General features: G+C 68.2%; 18 protein-coding genes. 2 read left to right on the top strand and 16 right to left on the bottom strand.

The annotated features are described in order from the left end of the window. Positions 1-33: 33 nt before the first annotated feature. The 12 genes from B840_RS11475 to glf form a co-directional block, all read right to left on the bottom strand. On the bottom strand, positions 34-1,896 hold the full coding sequence (locus B840_RS11475) for a FadD32-like long-chain-fatty-acid--AMP ligase (RefSeq protein ID WP_042622242.1): 1,863 nt from the start codon (positions 1,894-1,896) through the stop codon (positions 34-36). A 138-nt stretch (positions 1,897-2,034) separates the two neighbouring features. Beyond that, positions 2,035-2,949 (bottom strand): cutinase family protein, encoded by a 915-nt coding sequence (locus tag B840_RS11480; protein ID WP_042622243.1) that lies wholly within the window; start codon positions 2,947-2,949, stop codon positions 2,035-2,037. Positions 2,950-2,969: 20 nt separating this feature from the next. Then, positions 2,970-3,479, bottom strand: coding sequence for a DUF732 domain-containing protein (locus B840_RS11485; RefSeq protein ID WP_042622244.1), 510 nt, complete (start codon positions 3,477-3,479; stop codon positions 2,970-2,972). A gap of 2 nt (positions 3,480-3,481) precedes the next feature. Then, the gene (locus tag B840_RS11490; RefSeq protein WP_042622245.1) at positions 3,482-5,404 is read right to left on the bottom strand and encodes an alpha/beta hydrolase-fold protein; all 1,923 of its coding nucleotides are present in this window, start codon (positions 5,402-5,404) and stop codon (positions 3,482-3,484) included. A gap of 322 nt (positions 5,405-5,726) precedes the next feature. Then, positions 5,727-6,755, bottom strand: coding sequence for an alpha/beta hydrolase (locus tag B840_RS11495; RefSeq protein WP_042622246.1), 1,029 nt, complete (start codon positions 6,753-6,755; stop codon positions 5,727-5,729). Positions 6,756-6,944: 189 nt separating this feature from the next. Then, the gene (locus B840_RS11500) at positions 6,945-8,912 is read right to left on the bottom strand and encodes an arabinofuranosyltransferase AftB family protein (protein ID WP_042622247.1); all 1,968 of its coding nucleotides are present in this window, start codon (positions 8,910-8,912) and stop codon (positions 6,945-6,947) included. Positions 8,913-8,972: 60 nt separating this feature from the next. Further along, entirely contained in the window at positions 8,973-9,968 is a 996-nt protein-coding gene (locus tag B840_RS11505) for a decaprenyl-phosphate phosphoribosyltransferase (protein ID WP_052491189.1), read from the bottom strand. Continuing rightward, positions 9,965-10,468, bottom strand: a complete 504-nt coding sequence (locus B840_RS11510; RefSeq protein ID WP_042622248.1) for a phosphatase PAP2 family protein — start codon at positions 10,466-10,468, stop codon at positions 9,965-9,967. The genes B840_RS11505 and B840_RS11510 overlap by 4 nt, the downstream gene beginning before the upstream one ends. Further along, on the bottom strand, positions 10,465-12,450 hold the full coding sequence (locus tag B840_RS11515) for a glycosyltransferase (protein ID WP_042622249.1): 1,986 nt from the start codon (positions 12,448-12,450) through the stop codon (positions 10,465-10,467). Before B840_RS11515 ends, B840_RS11510 begins: the two co-directional genes overlap by 4 nt. Before the next feature lie 496 nt (positions 12,451-12,946). Beyond that, a complete protein-coding gene (locus B840_RS11520; RefSeq protein ID WP_052491190.1) occupies positions 12,947-13,588 on the bottom strand; it encodes a three-helix bundle dimerization domain-containing protein in 642 nt (213 codons plus the stop codon). Positions 13,589-13,840: 252 nt separating this feature from the next. Next, on the bottom strand, positions 13,841-14,482 hold the full coding sequence (locus B840_RS11525; protein ID WP_042622250.1) for an arsenate-mycothiol transferase ArsC: 642 nt from the start codon (positions 14,480-14,482) through the stop codon (positions 13,841-13,843). Positions 14,483-14,611: 129 nt separating this feature from the next. Further along, positions 14,612-15,805 (bottom strand): UDP-galactopyranose mutase, encoded by a 1,194-nt coding sequence (gene glf / locus B840_RS11530; RefSeq protein ID WP_042622251.1) that lies wholly within the window; start codon positions 15,803-15,805, stop codon positions 14,612-14,614. A 196-nt stretch (positions 15,806-16,001) separates the two neighbouring features. Between glf and B840_RS11535 the strand changes: the two genes are divergently transcribed. Beyond that, positions 16,002-18,095: an N-acetylmuramoyl-L-alanine amidase gene (locus B840_RS11535; RefSeq protein ID WP_042622252.1), complete on the top strand. Its 2,094-nt coding sequence runs from the start codon at positions 16,002-16,004 to the stop codon at positions 18,093-18,095. Between the two features lie 7 nt (positions 18,096-18,102). On the opposite strand, the gene glpK is transcribed toward B840_RS11535, so the two are convergent. Genes glpK through serS form a run of 4 tightly spaced genes read right to left on the bottom strand, consistent with a single transcriptional unit; the run spans position 18,103 to position 22,697 of the window. Continuing rightward, a complete protein-coding gene (gene glpK / locus B840_RS11540) occupies positions 18,103-19,611 on the bottom strand; it encodes a glycerol kinase GlpK (RefSeq protein ID WP_042622253.1) in 1,509 nt (502 codons plus the stop codon). A 34-nt stretch (positions 19,612-19,645) separates the two neighbouring features. Further along, on the bottom strand, positions 19,646-20,482 hold the full coding sequence (locus B840_RS11545) for a Cof-type HAD-IIB family hydrolase (protein ID WP_042622254.1): 837 nt from the start codon (positions 20,480-20,482) through the stop codon (positions 19,646-19,648). Between the two features lie 11 nt (positions 20,483-20,493). Beyond that, complete coding sequence (locus B840_RS11550; protein WP_042622255.1) at positions 20,494-21,435, bottom strand: lysophospholipid acyltransferase family protein; 942 nt, start codon at positions 21,433-21,435, stop codon at positions 20,494-20,496. A gap of 2 nt (positions 21,436-21,437) precedes the next feature. Beyond that, positions 21,438-22,697, bottom strand: a complete 1,260-nt coding sequence (gene serS, locus B840_RS11555) for a serine--tRNA ligase (protein WP_042622256.1) — start codon at positions 22,695-22,697, stop codon at positions 21,438-21,440. A 116-nt stretch (positions 22,698-22,813) separates the two neighbouring features. Here serS and B840_RS11560 point away from each other — a divergent pair, with 116 nt between their 5' ends. Further along, positions 22,814-23,572 (top strand): GntR family transcriptional regulator, encoded by a 759-nt coding sequence (locus B840_RS11560; protein ID WP_042622257.1) that lies wholly within the window; start codon positions 22,814-22,816, stop codon positions 23,570-23,572. Positions 23,573-23,596 lie beyond the last annotated feature (24 nt).

Below are 23,596 nucleotides of genomic sequence, written 5' to 3' on the forward strand. Positions count from 1 at the left end.
TTCGTTACATTTGTCTGGTCGTTCCAGTCCGGGTCAGGCCTCGGACAGATACGCCTTCTGAATCACCCGGCGGGCGATTTTGCCGGCGGAGGAACGCTGGATCTCGTTCGGGCCGACGAAACGGATGTCTGCCGGGGTGACGCCGTGGGCGGCGGTGACCGCGGCGCGGATCGCCTCGGCGGCGGCGGCGTCTCCGGCGGGATCTGCCTTCTCATCCCGCTCGATCACCAGGACGAGCTGCTCGGTGGACTCGGCGGAGTCCTCGCTCGTCACCGAGAACGCCGCCAGGGAGTCCGGGCGGACGTGGTCGGAGGCGTTCATCACGGTGAACTCGATGTCCTGCGGGTAATGGTTACGGCCGGCGATCACGATGAGGTCCTTGAGACGGCCGGTGATGTAGATTTCGCCGTCGACGATGGCCCCCAGGTCACCGGTGGCCAGCCAGCCGTCGTCGGAGACACCTTCCACGCGGGACTCCGGCAGGCGCTCGCCGAGGGTGTTCCGGAAGGTTTCCGCGGTCTCGGCCTCGCGGCCCAGGTAGCCTGCGGCGAGGTTATCGCCCTTGACCCAGAGCTCGCCGACCTGCCCGTCGGGCAGCTCGGCCTTCGTCTCCGGGTCGACGATGGTCAGGGCCTGCGGGCGGACGACCTGGCCGTTGGAGGCGAACGCCACGGCCAGCTCCGAGCCCTTCTCCACGAACTCCACGACGCCCTCCGCGAGCTTCTCGCGGTTGAAGTGGGAGATCAGCGGGCGCTCGGCGGTCTGCGGGGTGGTCACCAGCAGGGACGCCTCAGCCAGGCCGTAGGACGGGCGCAGGACGTTGGTGGCCAGTCCGTGCTGGCCGAAGGCCTCGGTGAAGGAGTTGAGGGCCTTCTCGGTGACCGGCTCGGAACCGATGATGATCCCGTCGATGGCGGAGAGGTCCAGGGTCTCCCCATCCTTGGGCTTGCCGTAACGGGCAGCGAGCTCGAGGGCGAAGTTCGGGATGACGGTGTAGATGGACACACCGTCATCGGAGTCGCGGCGGTTGAGCTGGTCGATCCAGCGCTTGGGCTGCTGGATGAAGTCCCGCGGGGCCATGATCTCGTTCGGCAGGCCCAGGATGGTGACGAACACCGCCAGGATGATGCCCATGTCATGGTGCAGCGGCAGCCAGGCCACCAGCCGCAGCGGCATCCGCAGGCGCGCGGCGGTGAAGATCTGCAGCACGTTGGTGAGGATGGAGCGGTTGGTCAGCTGCACGCCCGCCGGGGTCCGGGTGGAACCGGAGGTGTACTGCAGGAAAGCGGGCTGGTCGACCGGCATGGTGCTCGCCGAGGCCATGAGCTGCTGACCCTGCAGCGTCATCATCGGGTTCATGTAGGACGACGCGAGGGTGTCCGGCAGGGAATCGACCGAGAGGATGCGGGGGCGCTCACGCGACGGAAGGTCCGCGAAATGCTCGCGCACCGCCGCCGCCGAGGCCGTGTTGGTGAGCACGAAGGTCGGCTCACAGTCGGCGAAGACGGCCTTGAGGTGGTCGGCGTGGCCGGGCTCGGAGGGGTCGTAGAGCGGGACGGGGGTCATGCCCGCGTACAGCGCGCCGATGAATCCGAAGAGGTATTCCGGCGAGTTGTTCGCCAGGATGGCCACGCGGTCGCCGATCTTGCCCACCTGCTGCAGACGCGCCGCGACAGCCTTGATGCGGGTGTTGATCTCGGTGCGGGTGAAATCGACCGGGACACCTTCGCGGGATTCGGAGAAGTCCCAGAACCGCAGGCAGTGGCGCTCGCCCCCGCCGAGCTGCAGATCACCCTGGTACATCAGTTCGGCCAGGCCCGCCAGGGTCAGCTGCGGCGCAAGGACGATCTCGCCCTTGTCGTTGAAGAACTGGCTCATCGCCGCTTGAAGGTCCATGCTTCTCCTTGTCGAATTCCCGCTGGCGGGACGATACGTGTGTTTATTGTGCCAACCTAACAGAGCAGACACCCGTCCTGTTAGTCCCCGGCCGAGATCCATTCGTTACAAAACGGAGCGTAGCCGCCGTTACCCCCGTCACTGGTTGATGAGGCCGCTGGCCCACTCCACCACCCACGCGTTCGCGGTGGTGCCGGGGATGACCTCGGGGTTGCTGGCGTAGAGCGCGTGCACTCCGTTGGCGGAGGCGAGCTCCAGCGCCCGGTCCAGGGCGTTGCCTACGTCCCGGGGTGCGTCGCAGATACTGTCGTTGGGTGCGCAGATGTCGAAGGTGCGGTCCTGGAGTTCCCCGAAGCCGCCCACGCGGCCTCCGCGCATGGTGGCGCCGGGGACAACCGGCTGGACGAGCAGGTTGAGCGGCTGAAGGGCAACCTCCGCGCCGACTCCGTCGACGTACGTGCCGGGGTTCTGGCCCACACCAGGTTCCCGGCGGCCGTCCGCGATCAGGGCGACACCCCTGATGCGGTCGGCCGGGATGACACCGGCGCCCTGCCCGATCTGGCTGGCCACGTCGCCGAGGATGACGGCGCCCTGCGAGAAACCGGCGAGAACATACTCCGTGCGGGGGCACTGCTCGTGCATGGTGACCAGTTCGGTCTCCAGGACGGCCTGCCCCTCCTGCCGGGATTCGTCGTAGGTCATCTCCTGCTGCGAGTTGATGGAGCGGAACTGCGCGGTGTACGGCAGCGTCCATACTTTAACGTCGTCGGGGTTGAAACGCTCCTGCAGCGGCCGGGTGATCGACAACATGAAGCTGTATTCGTTGGCCGTCGGGTTGAAGGGGTCGTCTCCGGGGGCAGATTCCCAGGTGCCCGGAGCGGCGATGATCTCGACATCCGGGCACCATTCGGGCTGGAGCAGTTCCGTCGGCTCCGGCAGCCCGGGCGGCAGGGGGATATCCCCGCTGTCCCCCGAGCGCAGGAAGCGGAACGTGCCGACGCCGATGAGGAGCACCAGGATCAACACCGACAGAATGGTCAACAGCTTACGCATGTGTCAGGTCTCAGTTTCCGCTAGCAGTAGGTGTTCTTCGCGGCGGATTCGATGAGCGCCGCCACCTCGTCGACGGTCTTGTCCGTCCGGCCCTGTTCCACGAGCTGGCCGGCCACGGCCGGCAGGGTCGCCGCGGTGAGGGCGTTGCCGCCGTCACCACACACGGTCGCGGCAGTGCCGATGAGCTGATCCTCGACCCCGTCGATGTCGATGCCCTCGTCCGAGAGGTCACCGAGGAAGGCGACATCCTCCGGTGAACGCGGAACCTCCTGCGGGGGGATCTCGTCGACTTCACGGGCGCCCTGATCCTGCGGCTGCGGGTCGGCGGGCCGTACGGGGGTGCGCTGCGTCGTCGTTGTTTCTTCGCTTTCCGACGCGGCCGCGGATGTCGTCTTCGGGGCACGTTCGAGCGGAGCCACCGAGGTGGCCGTGGCGGGCTCATCCTCGACCGTGGCGCCGCCGCAGGCGGTGAGGGTGAGTACGCCCGCCAACGCGGCGGCGAGCAACCCGGTCTTCGCCGGAATTCGCATGATTAGTTCCGCTCCTCCTGGATTCGGCCGTTGACTTCGCTGATGGCGCCGTTCTCGAAGCGGACGGTTTCGCCGCCGGCCGGGATGGTGGTCTGGTCGGCGGTGGGCCAGCCGAACTCGCCCTGCTCCCAGCCCTTGGTGCCCCAGTGGTCGAAGATGGCGCCGTCCTTGATCATGCGGGCACCCGTGACCGGGGACCAGTAGATGTTGCCGTTCTCGAACTCCTGGTAGGCGCCGCCGCGGATGAGCCGCTCGTCGGAGGTGGGCAGGCCCAGCGCGGAGTTCGCGGTGTCGAGCGCGCCGTACTTCTTGGCGATCTCGCCCTTGACCCAGTGAGTCTGTCCGTCGGCGTCCACCGTGATGAAGCCGTTCTGGAACTGCTGGATCTGGCCGCCGGCGGCGTCGATCGGCGCGGCGACCGGGTAGCCCAGCTCGCTGCGCTCCCAGCCGAGGGAACCCCACTTCTCGAAGATCGGGGCCGGAATCTCGTAGGCGCGGGTGGCCGGGGTCCAGTAGATGGAGCCGTTCTCGAAGTGGACGTAGCGGCCGACGCCGTCCGGGGTGACCTGCTCGCTGGTTTTCGGGAAGCCGAGCCAGCCGGAAGGGCCGCCGATGTGGTGGTAGCGGGCGTTGATCGCGCCGACGAGGGCATGGGCGCCGGTGTCCGGGGACCAGTAGGCGACGCCGCTGCGGAAGTCCTGGCGAACGCCGTCCTCGACGGCGTACTCGTCGTTCACACAGGAGCCGATGACGCCGGACTTCGTGGCCTCGGCGATCGCCCCGATGGCGATGCAGTCGGCGCCGCGGTCGGTCTCGGACAGGCCCAGGGCATTGGCGATCTCCGTCCACGACTGGGCCATCTCGAACTGCCAGTAGGGCCAGGCGTGGACGCCGGACGGGCGGAAGTGGACGGTCGGCTCGATCCCCGCGGCGCGGGCGCGGTCGACGAAGGTCTGGGAGGTCATGCGGGAGAGGATCTCCAGGCTGATGCCGGCGGCGTTGGCGGGGCCGGTGGCCACGGAGTTGGCTTCGCCGAAGTCATCGCGGCCGGAACCGGCGGAGACGTAGACCTTCATGTCCTTGAGCGCCTCGATGCCCAGCTTCGGGTCGTGGTCGACCCAGCCCTGGCTGCCTGGCGCACCCCACATGGCACGGCCGTCGTATCCGCCGGCGTCGGTCTGCGCGGCGAGGATCGCCTCCGGCATGCCCGGCGAGGTGGTGTCCAGGTAGCCGGAGAAGGAGCCGACGAACTCGAACATGTGCGGGTGGCGCTGCGCGAGGTTCATCGCGGCGGTGCCGCCCATGGACAGGCCGAAGATGGCGCGTTTCTTGCTGGAGCGGAAACCGTTGTCGAGGACGGGGACCAGCTCCTTCATGAGGAACGACTCCCACTTGTAGTGCTTGCCGTTGTTCGGCTCCTGCCAGTCCGCGTAGAAGGAGGACTCGCCGCCGACGGGGAGGATCACGTTGACGTTCTTGTCGGCGTAGAACTGCTCGATGTTGGTCTCGATAGTCCAGCCGCTGTCGTCCTCACGGGCGCGGAGGCCGTCCATGGCCCACACCTCCGGGAAGGTGCGGTCCTTGTCCAGGTGCCAGTCGCGGGCGAGCAGCATCTGCACCTGGATCAGCTCGTCCGGCATTGCCGCGGACTGGATGAACAGGGCGATGCGGCGGTTGGTGATCCACTCGATGCGCTGGACATCGACGCCCTCCGGCAGCCCCTGGACATCCGGGTACTCCGTGGAGACGGGGGTGCGCTGCGGCGGGTCGGAGGGGCGGATCGAATCGGAGAGGCTGCTGCCGGAGGAGATCTGGGCGGGGGCCGCCGGCGCCATGGAGATGCCGAGGGCCACGGTCGTCGGGAGGACGGCGGCGGCGAGCCAGGTTCGGCGGCGCTGCGGGGAACGGGATGCGGTGTCGCGCATGGGATCTGTCCTTGTTTGCTGCTCGAGGATGTGGGTGCAGGCGGGGACGGGGGCCGGAAGGGGCCGCCACCGTCCGGGGGTTCCCCTCCCCCGGACAATGCGCGTATCGACGCCCGCTTCCGTCCCGACGTCTCCCGTCGGCGGAATGTCTGTTGAGTTGTCTCACCGGAGGCGAAGGATGTGGGTCCCAGCCGTGGTCGAAGACAAGTTTAAGTTGTACTTGAGAGTTTAGGGTAGGCCACGCCGATAGGGGGCGGAAGAAAAATGACCCCCGGAAGGCGGTGTGCCGCCCTCCGGAGGTGCCCGTCCCACAGGACTGCGGCTACCAGGCGTTCATGACGTCCAGGACGCGGCCCTTGGTCTTGTACAGCTGGCTGCCGAACTGGTTCCAGTTGTGGATGCCCGTCAGCGGGTAGTCGGTGGTGACGTTGACGCCGGTGGCCAGGGCCTTGCCCTCGAACAGGCGGGTGGACACGCGCGCCAGCATCTCGAGCGGGGTGGCGGAGAGCTTGAGGTTCACCGGGTAGTTGGCGTCCTCCGGGCCCCACAGGCCGGTGGCCGCGGAGATGTAGACGTCCTTGCCGCGCAGGCCGTCCATGTTGAGGAAGGGATCGTTCTCGAAACGGCGCGGGCTGACCATCGAGCCGTACATGGCGTTGATGTTGAAGCCGCCGGCGTCGAGGAGCGCGACGCGCATCATCGTCTGCATGCCCGGCATCGTGGTGGACAGGTACCCGGACCAGGACAGCGCCTGTCGGAACTGGCCGGGATGCTTGGCGGCGAGGTTGAGCGCGGCGGTGCCGCCCATCGACAGCCCCGCGATGGAGTTGTTGTCCGGCGCCACGCCGAAGTTCTGCGCCAGGTAGGCCGGCAGTTCAGAGGTGAGGAAGGTCTCCCACTGGTAGGTGACCGGGTTGTTGAGGTCGTAGGTGGCCGGCTGCTCCCAGTCCGCGTAGAAGGAGCCCGCGCCGCCGATCGGCATCACGAGGGTGATGTTGGAGTCGTTGTACACCGCCGGGGCGTTGACGTCCACGGTCCAGGCGTTCGCGTTGTTGGTGGCGCGGAGGCCGTCGAGCAGGTAGAAACCCGCGTTGCCGCCGCGGGCGGCGGGCTGGATCTGGACGCCGATGTTGGCCCCGGTCGACGGGGACCAGACGTCGCAGCGCTGGACCCAGTGCGCGACCGGGTCCCAGTCGCAGGATCCGGTCGAGTCCGGTCGCAGCCAGCCGCGGTTGTCGGCGTTCGCGACGCCGGCACCGACGGACACCATGAGGGCGAGTGCGGTGGCGAAGGCGGTGAGCGCCGCGAGGGCTGTTCGGCTCACGCGACGGGCTCCGGTTAGATGGGACATGATTCTCCTCGGCTGGGCGTTGTGCAGTTGTGGCGCTGTGGGGTTCATCGACGATGCCTGCCAGTTCGTTACCGAGCGGGTAGCGCTCATCTGTCTGCCCCTACTGCGTGTAACTCTAGAGCAATACGTAACGAAAAGCTCATTTGTTCGTTACTGAACCGTGACTTTCCGGCGCCTCACCTGGGCTTTTCAGGTGAAATTTCCCCCCGGCCACGCGACCCTGACACCGGTTTGGACGGGACCGTGCTCCTCAATGACCTCCGCCGGATCGAGGCTGAATTCCAGCGTACGACCTTCTGTGAGCGAGAAGCGGAGGTTCGCCAGGAAACGGTCCACGCTCATCGGCTCGCGGTAGGTGGCCAGAAGTTCCGCCACGGCCGGGGTCTGCAGGGCCTGGCGCGCCAGCCCCGTAGCCTCCCGGTCGTACCAGCCGTGCAGGCCGTCCAGGGGAACCGCCGTGTCGGCGGCCTGCCACTCATGCGGCAACCACTTGTCGTGGCCCACGCGGGCGTCCGGATCCCGGGGCTGACGGGCGGCGAGCGGGGTGGTCAGGCCGACGGTGTCGAGCACGCGCATCTCGAGCGGTGCATTCATACTGGTCATGCCCAGATTGACGTGGTAAACGGTCGGCTGCAGAGACGCCAGCCCGGACGTGTCCTCGGCCGCCGCTGCGCGGGGGACGCGGGGGGTGGTGGTCCAGGAGAACGGCGCCGACTCCGAACCGGTGAGGATCTGGGACATCAGTCCGGCGTCCTCCGCCAGAGTCCGCTGCGCCACGTCGACATAGTCGTTCATGGCCCGCGCCGTCAGGAAATCCTCCGAGACGAGAGGCGGGTTCCCCTTCTCGCGGTACGTGGCAAAGGTCCAGAAGTCCCGCTCGTCGACGATACCCAGCTCCTCGTAGTCGGTCTCCCAGTCGATGGGGTGCCCGGTGATGACGGTGCTCACCGCCCACGCGGAGAGCACCGAGAACCCGGCGGCGGCCAGCAGGTCGAAACGCGGCAGGGAACGGCGCAGGTCGGACAACGGCACGACGGCCACCGGCAGCAGCAGCGCGAACAGCGGCAGCAGCAGCATGCGCCCGTGCATGAAATCTCCGCCGACCCGCAGCACGTAGAGCAGGTGGATGGTGCCGGCGAGGAGGATGAGGCCGATCGCGGCGGCGGGGGTGCGCAGTCGAGCGCGGCCGGTGACCGGCGCGGCGGGGGTGCCGGAGGCGGGCGTGGAGAAGCGCCACAGGGTCACCGCCCCCAGCATGAGGACGACGACCAGCGCCAGCCACAGCCAGTAGGGGTCGACGAAGTCCCGGGCGTAGGCCCAGCCGTCGGCCCACTCGGCGTCCCCGGCGGACTTGGCCACAGCCGTATGCGGGGTGATCAGGCCGTAATAACCCATGCGGAAGATCTGGTAACCGGCGGGCACAGGCAGGGCGGCCGCGAGGATCAGCCCCCGTTGCCGCCAACCGGCGGCGGAGAACAGGATGAGGAGCCCGGTGAGGCCGCCGTAGAGCGCGAGCTCGGGACGCACCAGCCAGGACAGTCCCGCCCAGAAAGCCAGCCAGTAGGTGACGGTCTCCGGCCACGGCCCGGAGTGGTGCCGGCCCGTGGGCTCCTTCCGGGTCGCCCAGCTGACCAGCAGCCACCACAGGCCGGCGATCCACAGCAGGCTCAGCCCCCACTCCAGGCCGGAGGTGGCGAAATCTCTCGCCGGAGGCAGCGCCAGGTAGACCAGCCCGCCGGCCGGCAGGAGCAGCAGGGAGACCCGGTGCCGGTAGAGGCGGGTGGTCCCCCACGCCGCCAGCCCCAGGGCCGCGGTGGTGAACAGCAGAGCCAGCCACAGGGCGATGATCTCCAGGCGGGCGTCCGTGACCAGGGCCACCAGGTAGATGAGGTACTGCCACAGCGTGGAGGTGTTGGCCTCGACGCGCTCCCCCGCGTTGAACACCGGGCCGTTGCCGGCCAGCAGGTTGCGCACGGTGCGCAGGACGATGAGCCCGTCATCGCTCATCCAGCGGCGCTGCCAGCCCCCGGCAAAGGCGAGGACGGCGACGAGGACCGCGCTGGCCACCCCGGTCCACAAGGTCAGGGATGCCCGGGCGGTCCGGTTCTGGCGCGTCGTGCTGGGAGAGTGACCGGACAACCCGGCAGCCGTGGTCATGCGGCAGATGTTAGCAGGGGGACGGGTGCGGTCCGGGAACCACCGGGGACCGTCCCGCGCCTACAGCGCCGGCACGAGGTAGACGGCCATCACGATGCACACGATCCACAACAGGGCGAGCGCCTGGAGGACCCGGTCGGACAGCGCCATCTCGTCCGGCGCACCGCCGTCGCCGCGGTCGACGTCCGCGGCGTAGCGCAGGATAGCGATGGTGAACGGCACCATGGAGACCTGGTACCAGATGCTCGCCATGCCCTCGACAGCGTTGGAGAGCTGGAAGCCCCACAGGGCGTAGCTCATGACCACGGCCGTCGCCGCCAGCGTCCATACGAAACGAAGGTAGGTCGGGGTGTAACCCTGGAGGGAACGGCGGATCTTCTTGCCGGTGCGTTCGGCGAGCAGCAGCTCGGAGTAGCGCTTGCCGGAGGCCATGAACAGTGAACCAAAGGCCGCGACCAGCAGGAACCACTGCGAGAGCTCGATGCCTGCGGCGACGCCGCCGGCCATGGCGCGCAGCATGAAACCGGACGAGACCAGCGCGATGTCGATGACCGGCAGGTGCTTCCAGCCGAAGCAGTAGCCGAGCTGCAGCGCAATGTACACGCTGACCACAGCAGCCAGCCCCCAGCCGGAGGAGGCCAGGAAGGACAGGCCCACGGCGGCGACGATGAGGATGACCGCCATCGCATACGCCAGGTTGATGGGCAGCATGCCCGAAGCGATCGGGCGATAGCGCTTCGTCGGGTGCTCGCGGTCGGCGTCGACGTCGCGGGCGTCGTTGACCAGGTAGATCGATGAGGCGGCCAGACAGAAGACGACGAAGGCCAGGAGGACGTCGAGAAGCGTGCGCCCGTCGGTGAGGGCCTCCGCGCCGGCCGCGGCGGGGGCCGCGACGACGAGGACGTTCTTCACCCACTGCTTGGGGCGCAACGCCTTGAGCATGGCGTCCGGGAGGTTCTTCGGCGGACGCCGCTTGCGGGTGTTGTCGATGCCCTCGGTGTGCGGTTCCGGGTAGAAGATCCCCGTTCTTTCCTCCGCCAGGTGTTCCTCGCTCACGCGGTTTTCCTCTCGATTGTGGAGACGACCCTGGCAGTCGCGGCACCCAGCACCGCCCCTGCCAGTGTGTCGGTCGGGTAGTGCACTCCCAGCACCATACGGGACACCATCATCACCGGAATGCCCAGAAGCGGCAAGCGGGAACCGGTGAGATCCGCCAGCGACGTCAGCGCCGCGGCGGTGGAGGTGGCGTGGGAGGAGGGGAAGGACATCCGCGAGGGCGTGCCGACGCCCACCCGGATGCGGGGGTCGTGGGGACGCGTGCGGCGCACGATGCGCTTGATCACCACGGAAGCCGCGTGGGAGGTGAACGCAGAGGCGCCCAACGCCAGCCACTGGCGGCGGCGGCGCCCGTCGACGGCCGCCCCCGTCCCCGACAAAGCGAACCAGCCGAGGGAATGCTCCCCGAAATGGGACAGCGCCGTGGCGGTGCGCACCACGCCCGGCCGCTCGAAGAGTTCATCCTGGAGCCGGACCAGGAGATCCACTTCCCGGCTCATCCGAAGATCCTCCGCCAGGACTCCCGGCTGACCAGCTCCGGCTGGGCGGCGCGGTAGGTGCCGCGCAGCTCGTCGAACCGCCCGGTGATCTCCTTCTGGAGCGCCCGGCTCTCCTTGAGCAGCTTCTCCGCCAGCTCGCGGTCGCGCCGCCGGTAGGCGACGCCGTTGTTGCCGGCGGTGGTGACGGTCGCGCCGTCGAGACGAGAGAGGGAGAACCAGCGGGCCTCGATGGGCGAGAGGTTGGCCTGCGGCGTCTCGTGGTGCCGCGGGTCCTCCTTGCCCAGGGAGTGCTTCAGCCCCTTGAGCAACCAGGCCGCCTTCTTCACCTTGGCCAGGCGTCCGCCGATGTCCCTGGTCGGGACGCCCGGCGCCCCGGAGGGGGCGGGAAGGTCGGTGGCGGACGGGAGGACCACCGCGTCGGAGTAGTTCTTCCGGATCGCGGCGATGCGCGGCAGGGAGGTCTCCAGGATGTCGAAGAGCTGGCCGGGGCCGGCGAGGAAATCCTTCATGGCCTCGTTCTGGATGGCCACGGTGGAATACTCCAGGCACAGCAGATGCTTGATGGTGGCCTTCTGCATGGAACGGATGATGCCGTCGACGGAGCCGTCGTGGTAGAGAGCGGCCACGATGAGGCGGTTGCGCAGGTGGAAGTATGCCTGCCAGTCGATGGCGTCGTCCTTGTCCGACCAGGCCATGTGCCAGATGGCGATGCCCGGCCAGGTCGCGGTCGGGAATCCGTGGACCCCGGCGCGCAGGCCGTACTCGGCGTCGTCCCACTTGATGAACAGCGGCAGCGGCTGGCCGATCTTCTCGGCGACCACCCGCGGGATCATGCACATCCACCAGCCGTTGTAGTCCACGTCGATGCGGCGGTGCAGGTCGCGGGAGTTCGGGGCGTCCGGGTCGTCGCCGTAGGCGCCGCGGTCGGACAGCGGGTGCCGGGAGAAGTCGTGGTCGTAGTGGACGTGCGGCGCGGAGGTCCACATGAAGTCGCGGCGTCCGACCACTTCGCCCATCGAGTGCAGGTGGCTGCGCTCCTGGAGGTTGAGCATCTGCCCGCCGACGAGCATCGGCGACTTGGCGTAACGGGCGACCTGCAGGGCACGCAGGACAGAGTCCGGTTCGATGGCGATGTCGTCGTCCATGTAGAGGATGTACGGGGACTGCGCAGCGCCGGCCGGGCCGTCGCCGAGAGCCTCGTACATGATGCGGGAGTAACCGCCGGAGCCGCCGAGGTTGCCCTGGCGGAACTCGTGGAAACGGTCCCCGAAGTGGGCGACCGCCTCGTCGTAACCGGGTTCGTCGGCAGGGTGCCGGTTCCCCTGGTCCGGCATGACGACCGCGTCGATGGCGGCGTCGACGAGCGGATCCTCGCCGAGTGCCCGCAGGGCTGCGACGGCATCGTGGGGGCGGTTGAACGTGGGGATGCCCACGGTGGCGCGCTTCTCGAAGGGTCCGACCTCCGTGCCGTCCGGCATGATCTGCGGACCCGGCGCGCGGTCGGCGAACCAGCCCGCCTCGGTGATGGTGGCGTCCGTTTCGGCGGTGACGTCGAACCACACCCAACCGCCGTCCTCGAAGTGGGACAGCGGAATGGTGAATTCCGCCACATCGTCAGTAATCAGGTTCCCGGCGACCGCCACGCGGGCCCCGTCGATCTTGGAGCGGTACACCTCAATGCTGGCGGTGCCGGCCACATTCATGCGCAGGAGCACATGCTCCAGCTGCGACCAGCGGCGCCAGTAGCTGGCGGGGAAAGCGTTGAAGTAGGTCTGGAAGGAGGCCTCCGCACCCGCGGGAACGGTCACGGTGACACGATCCCCCCAGGTCAGGCGCTCTTTGTTCTGCTCCGCCTCAATAAGGTAGAGCATCCGTACATCGTGCGGTTCGCCCTTCCTGGGCAGCAGGATTCGCTGCAGCATCTCGCGCACGTCGTCGTCTCCGTTGTTTTTCACTTCTGGTGGCTCCACCTTTCGAGTCATCTCCGGAACTAGGGTAGTGCCCCCGGCACGAATTTCGGGGCGCACTCACCGGGAGCGCTCTCAACCCGCGTCTGTTCGGGCGGCTGTTCCTCGGGGTGGGCCTGCCGGTCACTTCCCCCGCCACCCTCATGGCGCCCTGCGCGTCCGCCTGGGGCGCCGCACAAGCGGTGCGAGATGATCGATCTGACGGATGGGGCCTGTTCCGGAGACGGGGAGCTGGCGCCCGAAGGGATCCCGGGGGTCCGCGTGGGGTGCCGGGGTCGACGACGACAACCTCGACGGCACGGTGCGGGAGTTCGGCGGGGACGGGCGCCCCCGACCTCATCAGCGCGGAGCGTGACAGGCGGGCGGCGGAGCGGAAGAAAGTCCGGATCGCACCGGGAGGTGCGGGATCCGGACTGTCGCCCAGCCTGCGGCTGCGGCAACTACGCGCCTCCCGCCGTGGCGGACACGTGACATACCGCCGGCCAGCGGGCGGTCACGGTTCCTGCGGTTTCTAGGCGGCCAGACGCTGCGCGGAGAGCGGGACGAAGGGGATGTCCAGGTCGGTGAGCAGGCCGGCGACGCGGGCCTCGAGGTCGTCGGCGAAGGTGCGGATCTGCTCCGCGTTCATGCCGTCAGTCTGCGGCACGTCCCACCGGAGGAAGCTGCGGCCGGGCAGATCGGGGGTCTCTTCGCTGTCCAGGTAGACCACCAGGTCGGCGGCGGACACGGTGCGCCGGCGGTCGCTGTCGTAGCTGACGGAATCGGCGCGCAGGCCGCGCTCGTCCATGACCCATTCGATGAGGCTGTCGCTGCGGTTCTCCGGATGGGTGTCCGCGACGGTCGCCACGACTGCGTTGTCACTGATGCGCCGTGCAGTGGCCGCAGCGAGGATCGCGCGGGCGGCGTTGGTCCGGCTGGCGAAGAGGATCCGCTTGCGCGGGGTGCCGATCCGCCCGTGGCTCCACAGGTGCGCCTCGATCCGCTCCGCCGCCTCTCGGTGGACCAGCAGCGGCATGAAGTCGCTGATCCGCGCGGTAGCCGCGTGCTCGGAGATCACGTGCTCGAGAATCTCGTCGATGAGCGCGCTGTCGGCGCGGTGGCCGAAGCGGGTGTACAGGTCGTGGCGGACGGGGCGGAAGATGTTCTCGTTCATTATTACACTCACTTTCTCGGTGCGGCGGGCCCAGAAGCCCGGCCGCAAGTCGTTTACCTTTCGTTCACTTTAGATGAACATAAGGTGAACGAGCAAGTGTTGTGCTGGCCTTTTCTGTTCACGATTCCCATTATCGCAGGTTAACGCAGTTAACTATCCGTTCATCTTCCCGCCCCTCCGGACAGAAAAGCTCCCCCCGAACGACAAAACCGCCACCCGCCGGGGAGGCGGATGGCGGCGAACTTCGGGCGGTTAATTGACGGAGGCCCCGGAGGCCGACTCGCTGGGCTCGACGTCGAGCTCGTGGAGCAGCTCGCGGACCTTCGCCTCGACCTCGTCGGCAATGCGCCGGACAGTCTCGATCCCCCGCCCCGCGGGGTCGCCGATGTTCCAGTAGACGTAACGGTGCCCCGGGACAGCCGGAAGCTCCTCGACGCCCATCAGCACCACGACCTCGGCACGGTGGACTGTGCGCGGGATGATCGTCGCCTTGTAGACGTGCTCCGTCGAGATTCCCCGCTCCTCCAGGACGGCGAGCACGTTCGGATCGACCCCGTCCTCCGGATCGAGACCGATGGAGCGGACGAAGACCCGGTCCCCCGCGAGATGATGGGTGATGCAGGCCGCCAGCTGCGAACGGCCGGCATTGCGCTGGCACACGTAGAGCACCTCCGGGCGCGCCACGACCTGCGGAGCGCTCTTGGCGGCGAGCTGCTCGAGCACCTCGGAGACCTCGCGCTCCACGAGGACGGGCAGGTAGGTCTTGATCCTGGCCCGTGCGGAAACCTCGGCGACCGTCCGGTCGAGGAGGTCGTCGATCATGTCGGCCTCGAAGTGCTGGCCGTAGCGGCGGTGCAGGTCCTCGCGGACGATGGCGAAACGGTCACCGGTCATTATGATGACCCCTTTCTGTGCGGGCGGGAGAACCGGAGGTTCTCCTTTAGTTAACCTGCTGTTAACTTTACGCCGGGTGGTTGGCACTGGCAAGAAAGTAGTGCGCGGGCCGAAACAACCCCCGCCACCTTAGTGCCCGCGCTCCTGCTCCAGCGGCGCCCCGTCCGCGAAGTGGGGGGCGAGTTTGTTGTCGAACATGGTCAGCGCCGCCGCGATCGCCATGTGCATGTCCAGGTACTGGTAGGTCCCCAGCCTTCCGCCGAAGATCACCTTGCCGTCCCTGGCCTCCGCGGCCGCGAGCTCGCGGTAGGCCTTGAGCATCTCCCGGTCCTCGCGCGTGTTGATCGGGTAGTACGGCTCATCGCCCTCCTCGGCGAAGCGGGAGTACTCCTTCATGATGACCGTCTTGTCCCTGGGGTAGACGCCCTCACGCTCGGGGTGGAAATGACGGAACTCATGGATTCGGGTGTACGGGACGTCCGCGTCGTTGTAGTTCATCACCGGGGTGCCCTGGAAATCACCGGTCTCCAGCACCTCCGTATGGAAGTCCAGGGTGCGCCACCCGAGCTGGCCGGCGGAGTAGCCGAAGTAGCGGTCGAGCGGTCCGGTGTAGACCACGGGCGCCTCCGGGGACTGCGCGCGCAGCTCCTCCCGCACCTCGAACCAGTCGGTGTCCAGACGGACATCAATGAGCTCGTGATCGGCCATCCGGTGGAGCCAGGCGGCGTAACCGTCGACGGGCAGACCCTCGTAGGTGTCGTTGAAGTAGCGGTTGTTGAAGGTGTAGCGCACCGGCAGGCGGGTGATGTTCGAGGCCGGCAGATTCTTCGGGTCGGTCTGCCACTGCTTGGCGGTGTAGTCGCGGATGAACGCCTCGTAGAGGGGGCGGCCGATGAGCGAGATCGCCTTCTCCTCCAGGTTGGCCGCGTCGGCCGGATCGATCTCGCTGGCCTGCTCGGCGATGAGCTCGCGCGCCTCGTCCGGGGAGTAGTAGCGCCCGAAGAACTGGTTGATCATCCCCAGCCCCATGGGGAACTGGTAGGCGGTGCCGTCGTGCATGGCGAAAACGCGGTGCTGGTAACCGGTGAACGCGGTGAACTGGTTGACGTAGGTCCACACGCGTTCGTTGGAGGTGTGGAAGAGGTGCGCACCATACTTGTGGATCTCGATGCCCGTCTCCGGCTCGGCCTCGGAGTAGGCGTTGCCACCGAGGTGGGAGCGGCGCTCGACGATGAGCACCTTTTTCCCGAGCTGACTGGCGGCACGCTCCGCCACAGTGAGTCCGAACAGGCCGGAGCCGACAACAATGAGGTCGTAGGTCATGAGAGTCAGGCTAACCGACGTCTGCCCCGCCCACCCGATGCGACACCGTCGACGCCCGCCCCTCAAACACCAGCAATCCCACTAGCCCCATTCCTGCATTTTCCTCACTCAAGTATCATGGGCCACTAATATCGGTTACAGTTCACTCTGACCCATTGGGCCACTCGAGTATCAGCTATTCCAGGGAGTATCCACCGTGCAGCAACGACGCCGAATCGCCATGTCACGGCAGACCAGCGTCAGCCCGACGCTGGCTGTCATCCTCTCCATCGCACTCGCCGTCTCCGCCGCCTTCGGTGGAAACCAGATCCTGAAGACCCAGGACACCGGCGGCGCCCCCATCGACGTCGCCTCGGCCGAAGCCTCCTTCGCCGCCGGCGACAACGTGCTCATCGACGACGCCGCCATCGCCGCCCAGTCCGGCATCCCCGGACCCCGCACCGTCAAGGAATTCAGCCGCGAAGAGCAGTTCTCCATGTTCGCCCTCACCTGGAACGGTCACCGCGACATCGCCGCCTTCGTCCGTTCCGAGCAGGCCGACGGCTCCTGGGGTCCCTGGTGGGACGCCGAGCCCATCGGCCAGACCGGACCCGGCGGCGAGAACGGCACCGAGCTGATCTACGTCGAGCCGACCAACCGCGTCCAGGTGTCGGTCACGGGCGTCGACATCCTCGGCGCCCCCGCCGAGGAGTCCGCCCCGGAAGCCGCTCCCGCCGAAGCTCCCGCAGTGGCCGACGTGGACATCAACGTCGCAGAGGCCCCTGCCCCCGCTCCTGAGCCTGCTCCGGCTCCGGCGCCGGCAGCGGCAGCGGCAGCAGCACCGGCGGGCATCGCCCCGCTGCCGACCAACTACGGCGACATCCAGCCCGTCGCCGACGTGGCCGAGGCCGCGGACCTCAACGTCGTCTTCATCGACGGCCGCGCCGACGAGGGCGGCATCGCCCTGGCCACCGACTCCGTCACCTACGGCATGCCCGACGTGGTGACCCGCGCCGGCTGGAGAGCCAACGAGACGTTGCGCTGCCAGGGCACCACCTACGACAGCGAGGTGCAGGCGGCGGGCGTCCACCACACCGCCGGTTCCAACAACTACTCGAGGGCAGAGTCCGCCGGCATCGTCCGTGGCATCTACGACTACCACGCGCGCTCCCTGGGCTGGTGCGATGTGGGATACAACGCGCTCGTCGACAAGTACGGCACCATCTACGAGGGCCGCTTCGGCGGCCTGGACAAAAACGTCCAGGGCGCGCACGTCGGCGGCTTCAACCGCAACACCTTCGGCATCTCCATGATGGGCAACTACGACGTCGCCCAGACCACCCCGGCGATGATCCAGTCCGTCGGCGAGATGATCGGCTGGAAGGCCGCCGTCGCCGGTTTCGACCCGCAGGGTTCCGCCCCCTACACCCCCCTGGCCTTCAACGGCTCGAAGTACACCGGCGGCCGCTCCATGACCCTGCCGAACGTGTTCGCCCACCGCGACGCCCACAACAACGCATGCCCGGGCACCTACGGCTACGCGCAGATGGGCAACATAAAGACCATCGCGGCCCAGAAGGTCCAGGAGATCGAGTCCGGCTCAGCGGGCGCGTCCACCACCAGCACGCCGTCCACCACCAGCACCCCCTCGACGACGAGTACGCCGTCCACCACGGCGACCACTCCCCCGCCGGCGGAAGGGAACACCCGGACGGAAACCACCACGACCCTGCAGGAGCCCGTCGGCCAGGAGCCCCCTGCCCAGCAGGACAGCGCCACCGCCCTGCTGAGCAGCGCCGCCAACGGGGAGCAGACCGCCCTGCTGACCATCATCGGTTCACTCGCGGCCCTCGCCGTCACCTACCTCACCGCGGAGGGCGCGTCCCCGGGAACGACCGCGCAGGTCGGCGACGTGCAGATCCTCGAGGGCGTCACCCTCGACAACCTGAAGCCCGTCCTCGACATCGCCTCCTCCCTGGCCGGGGACACCAAGGTCACCCAGGCGGTCGACCGGGTGAACACCAACTACGGCGCCGTGCTGGGCGAGCCGCGCGGCGGGCTGAACACCGCGGACGCCACCTACGCCCTGTTCGACAACGGCATCGTGCTCGACGAGTCCGGATCCGCGGAGGCCCGCGCACTGTGGGGCGCCATCGGCGACGTGTGGGCGGGCCAGGGCTTCGACCTCGGTCCCCTGGGCATGCCGCTCAACGAGCAGTACAGCGAGGGCGACCTCGTCCGCGTCGACTTCGAGGGCGGTTACGTCACCTTCGATCCGGCCACCGGCGACGTCGACGTGAAGCTGAGCTGAGAACCGCTCACGCCCAGTCGAAGGAGCGCTCCACCGCCCGGTTCCAGTCGGCCACCAGCGCCTCGCGCTGTTCGGCCGTCCACCGGGGCGACCAGGAGCGGTCGGCGGTCTGCCGGGCACTGACCTCGGCGAGCGAAGACCAGTAGCCGCCGCCCACGCCGGCCGCGAACGCCGCGCCGAGGGCGGTGGTCTCGATGTTGGCGGGACGGACCACCTCGGCATCGAGAAGGTCGGCCTGCAGCTGCATGAGCAGGCTGTTCGCGGTCATGCCCCCGTCGACGCGCAGGCGGACGGGCCGGATGCCGGAGTCGGCGATCATCGCCTCGACGACCTCCCGGGTCTGCAGCGCGGTGGCCTCGAGTGCGGCCCGGGCGATGTGGGTGCGGTCGGCGAAGCGGGTCAAACCCACGATGACACCGCGCGCGTCGGGGCGCCAGCGCGGCGCGAACAACCCCGAGAACGCCGGCACAATGAACACGCCGCCGTTGTCCTCCGCCGCGATCTTCTCCACCTCGGCGGCCGAGCGGATGATCCCGAGCTGGTCGCGCAGCCACTGGATGAGCGATCCGCCGACCGCGACGGAACCCTCCAGGGCGTAGACGGGCGCCTGCCCCTCGATCTCGTAGAGCACCGTCGACAACAGGCCGTGCCCGCTGATCTGCGGCTGCGTGCCCGTGTTGAGCAGCAGGAACAGGCCCGTCCCGTAGGTGTTCTTCGCGTCGCCGACCTCGAAGCACCCCTGCCCGAACATCGCGGACTGCTGGTCGCCGAGCACGCCCGTGATCGGCACGCCGGCGAGCGTGCCGCGCCGGCGGACCCGGCCGAATTCGCTTATCGACGCCCTGATCTCCGGCAGCACCCGCACCGGCACCCCGATTTCCGCGCACAGCTCCGGGTCCCAGCGGCGCGTCCGCAGGTCCATGAGCAGGGTGCGCGAGGCGTTGGTGACGTCGGTGGCGTGGACCGCGGGCTTCCCGTCGTCGCCGTGCGCCCCGCCGGTGAGGTTCCACAGCAGCCACGTATCGATCGTGCCGGCCAGCAGCTCCCCCCGCTCCGCCCGCTCCCGGGCGCCCTCGACGTGGTCGAGGATCCACGCGATCTTCGGGCCCGCCGGGTAGGAATTGGCCAGCAACCCCGTCCGGTCGAGCCAGCGGCGCGGATCCTCCCCCGCTATGCCGGCGGTGCGGGTGTCCTGCCAGACGATGGCGTTGTGGACCGGCCTTCCCGTGGCTTTCTCCCACACGACGGCGGTTTCCCGCTGGTTGGTCACCCCGAGCGCGACGATGTTGGCAGGGGAGACATCGATGTCCACCATCGCCGTCGACACCGCCCGGCGGGTGTTGTCCCAGATCTCCAGGGCGTCGTGCTCCACCCACCCTTGTCTCGGCATGATCTGCTCGTGCTCGTACTGGCCGGAAGCCACCACCTGCCCGTCGTGGTCCACGATGACGCAGCGGGTCGACGTCGTGCCCTGGTCGATGGCCGCCACATAGCGTTTCTGAGGGGAAGCAGTCACAGGCCCAAGTCTGCCACGGGGCGCGCCCGGAAAGTCAGAACCAGCACTCCAGGACCTGGGCCACGCCGGCCTCGTCGTTGGTGGCGGTGACGTGGTCGGCCACGTCCTTGACCGAGTCCCGCGCGTTGCCCATGGCCACCCCCCGGCCCGCCCACCGGAGCATCTCGATGTCGTTGGGCATGTCACCGAAGGCGATCACGTCGGCCTGGTCGATGCCGTGGAGCCGGGCGAGCGTCGACACCCCCAGCGCTTTGGTCACGCCCGGCGCGGCGACCTCGAGCAGCCCCTCGTTCATGGAGAAGGTCAGGTGGGCGACGTCGGCGTCGATGAGCGGGGCGAGGAGCTCGTACATCTCCGGCGCGCTGAGGAACTCGTTGCGCAGCAGCATCTTCACGGCCGGTTCGCCGATGACCTCGTACTCGGGCAGGATGCCGTAGCCCTGCGCCTCCCAGGTGTGCAGGTAGTCCGGGGAGATGACGAACATCTCCTCCTCCGGGTCGAAGGCGGACTGGCCGACGCGTTCACAACCGATGGACACCCCGCCGATCCCGTGGAAGGTCTCCCTCGCCAGCTCGACTACCTCGGCCATCGTCTCGGGCGCCAGGGTGTGGGAGCGCAGGACCCGGTCATTGGCGGAGTCGTAGAGCACCGCGCCGTTCGCGGTGACGCACACCGGGCGGATGGGCAGCTGGTCGAGGACGGGGTAGATCCAGCGGTGGGGCCGGCCGGTGGCCAGCGCCACCTCGGCGCCGTCCCGGACGGCCCGGACGACTGCGTCCCGGACCCGCGGCAGGACCCGCTCCTGCGAATTGAGCAGGGTCCCGTCGACGTCGCTGGCCACCAGTTTCGGTGCCTGCCCAAATGTCTCCATGGTGGTGGTCGCTACCTCCTGAATTTTTCCTTCATCGAATCGATGAAGGTGCGGGCGTTGCCGAGCGCCGCGTCGGCACGCTTGTCCAGTTTCGCCGCGGCCTTCTTTTCTTTCTTTTCGGCCCTGGCGGCGCGGGCCGCCCGGTCGATCTCGGCGGCGTCGTCAAGCGTCGGGGCGGCACCGCCTGCGGCGGCGGGGATCCAGAACTCTCCGGCCGGGAACGGCCCGTAGGCGCGGTTGTAGTCGTCGCGGACCCGTTCCAGCAGGATCTGCATGGCGTCCTTGAGCCGTTCGATCGCCTCGTCAGTGTCCCCGCCGGGATCGACGGGTTCACCGACGCGGATGAACACCGGCGTGTTGGTCCGTCCCAGACGCTTGGGGTGGTCCTTCGTCCACAGGCGCTGCGAACCCCAGATGACCACCGGCAGCAGCGGGGTGCCGGCCTCAGCGGCGATGCGGACTGCGCCGTTCTTGAAGTCCTTGAGCTCGAAGGAGCGGGAGATCGTGGCCTCCGGGAAGATGCCCACCAGCTGGCCGGAGCGCAGATGCGCCACCGCCTCGTCGAGCGAGGACGCCCCGCTCGACCGGTCCACCGACACGTGCTTCATCGCGCGCATGAGGGGACCTGCGACGGGGGTGTCGAAGATCTCCTTCTTCGCCATGAACCGCACCAGGCGGCGGCCGCGCAGATGCGCGGGGATGCCGCCGAAGATGAAGTCGTAGTAGCCGGTGTGGTTGACCGCCAGGAGCGCTCCCCCGGCGGCGGGGATGTTCTCCGCGCCGAAGACGGTGATCCGGACGCCCTGCGCCCGGAGGATCGCCTTGACCATGCGGATGATGACGCCGTTGTAGACCGGTTCCTTCGCCTCCGTGGGGTGGTCGGGCACCTTCGGCAGGTCGACGGGCGCGTAGATCATCCCGGCCCGCTTCCCGAACTTGTGCTCTCCCGCCATGGCTACTTCACCGGCTCGATGATGTCCTTGCCCACGAAGGGGCGCAGCGCCTCGGGCACGACGACGGAGCCGTCGGCCTGCTGGTGGTTCTCCAGGATGGCGACGAGCCAGCGCGTGGTCGCCAGCGTGCCGTTGAGGGTGGCGGCGGTCTGCGTCTTGCCGTCGGCGTCCCGGTACCGGGTGTTCAGGCGGCGCCCCTGGAAGGTGGTGCAGTTCGAGGTGGAGGTCAGCTCCCGGTAGGTGCCCTGGGTGGGGATCCAGGCCTCGGTGTCGAACTTGCGGGCGGCGGAGGAGCCGAGGTCCCCGCCGGCGATGTCGATGATGCGGTAGGGGATCTCGACGGCGGCGAGCATCTCGCGCTCCATGGCGAGCAGCGCCTGATGCTGCTCGGCGGCCTCCTCGGGGCGGCAGTAGACGAACATCTCCAGCTTGTCGAACTGGTGGACCCGCAGGATGCCCCGGGTGTCCTTGCCGTAGGAACCGGCCTCCCGGCGGAAGCAGGAGGACCAGCCGGTGTAGCGGACGGGGCCCTGGGACAGGTCAATGATCTCGTCCTTGTGGTAGCCGGCCAGGGCCACCTCGGAGGTGCCGACCAGGTAGAGGTCATCGCGCTCGAGGTAGTAGATCTCGTCCGAGTGCTCGCCCAGGAAACCGGTGCCGGCCATGATGTCGGGGCGGACCAGCACCGGCGGGATCATCAGCTGGAAACCCGCGTCGCGGGCCTTCTGCGCAGCCAGCATCATCATGCCCAGCTGCAGGAAGGCGCCGTCGCCGGTGAGGTAGTAGAAACGCGAGCCGCCGACCTTGGTGCCGCGCTCCATGTCGATCAGGTTCAGGCTGGTCCCCAACTCAAGGTGGTCCTTCGGCTCGAAATCGAACGTCGTCGGCTCGCCGACGTTTTCGAGCACCACGAAGTCGTCCTCCCCGCCGGCGGGCGCGCCCTCGACGACGTTGGAGATGAGGAACTGGAGCCGGGCGACCTCCTCCTCGGCGGCCTTCTGCGACTCTTCGGCCTGCTTGACCTTCGCCTTCAGCTCGTTCGAACCCTCCAGCAGCGCGGGGCGGTCAGCCGGGTCGGCCTGCCCGATCGTCTTGCCGAAGGCCTTCTGTTCGGAACGCAGCGCGTCCGCGGCCTGGATCGACGCGCGGCGGGACTCGTCGGCGGCGATCAGCTGGTCGACCAGCTCCGGGTCCTCGCCACGGTTGTTCTGGGAGGCGCGGACGATGTCAGGGTTCTCGCGGAGGAATTTGAGATCAATCACGGATATCAGCCTACCGCGCGGACCCGCCGCCCGTGCCGCGACCTGCACTCCCCGGACCGACCAGACGCCAGATCGTTTCTCCGCACTGGTCATAACCACCGGTCTAGGATTGAGTCATGTCCGCCAATCCGCACCACATCGATCTGCCCCCCACCAGAATCGTCGAGGGGCCGGTGCCCAAGCACGCCCAGCTCCGCGCGATCCTGGAGGAGTTGTGCGATACCCGGCTGCACCCCGGAGATCTGCTCCCCGGGGAACGCGTGCTGGAGGAGACCTACGGTGTCTCCCGCATCACCGTCCGCCGGGCGATCGGCGATCTCGTCGCGGCGGGTCGGCTTCGCCGGGCACGCGGAAAAGGCACCTTCGTGGCGCCGAACACCCTGGTCTCCCGCCTGAACCTGGCGTCCTTCAGCTCCGAGATGGAGGCCCAGAACGTCTCCGCCAGCTCGAAGATCCTGTCCTCCGCCCGCGCACCGGCGCCGCCGGAGGTGCAGAAATTCTTCGGCGGCGGGCCGGGCACCCTGCACACCCACCTGCGCCGCCTCCGGCTCGGCGACGGCGAACCCTACTCCATCGACGATGCCTGGTACAACGCCCTGCACGTGCCCGGACTGCTGGAGAACGACGTCTACAAATCCGTCTACGCGATCCTCGACGAGGACTACCAGGTACCCGTCACCGAGGCCGACCAGATGGTCACCGCCGTCAACGCCGACGACCAGACGGCGTCGCTTCTCGACGTCGCCCTCGGCACCGCCCTTCTCCGGATCATCCGGCTCTCCCGCTCCCGCGAGCTGCCCGTGGAGTGGTGCTCCTCCGTATACCGGACCGACCGCTACCGGCTGAACACGCGCGTCATGCGTGGTGCCGGGTAGATTTCCGCCTTTCCCGGGTGCACA

It is taken from the genome of Corynebacterium marinum DSM 44953, assembly GCF_000835165.1.
Taxonomy (GTDB): domain Bacteria; phylum Actinomycetota; class Actinomycetes; order Mycobacteriales; family Mycobacteriaceae; genus Corynebacterium; species Corynebacterium marinum.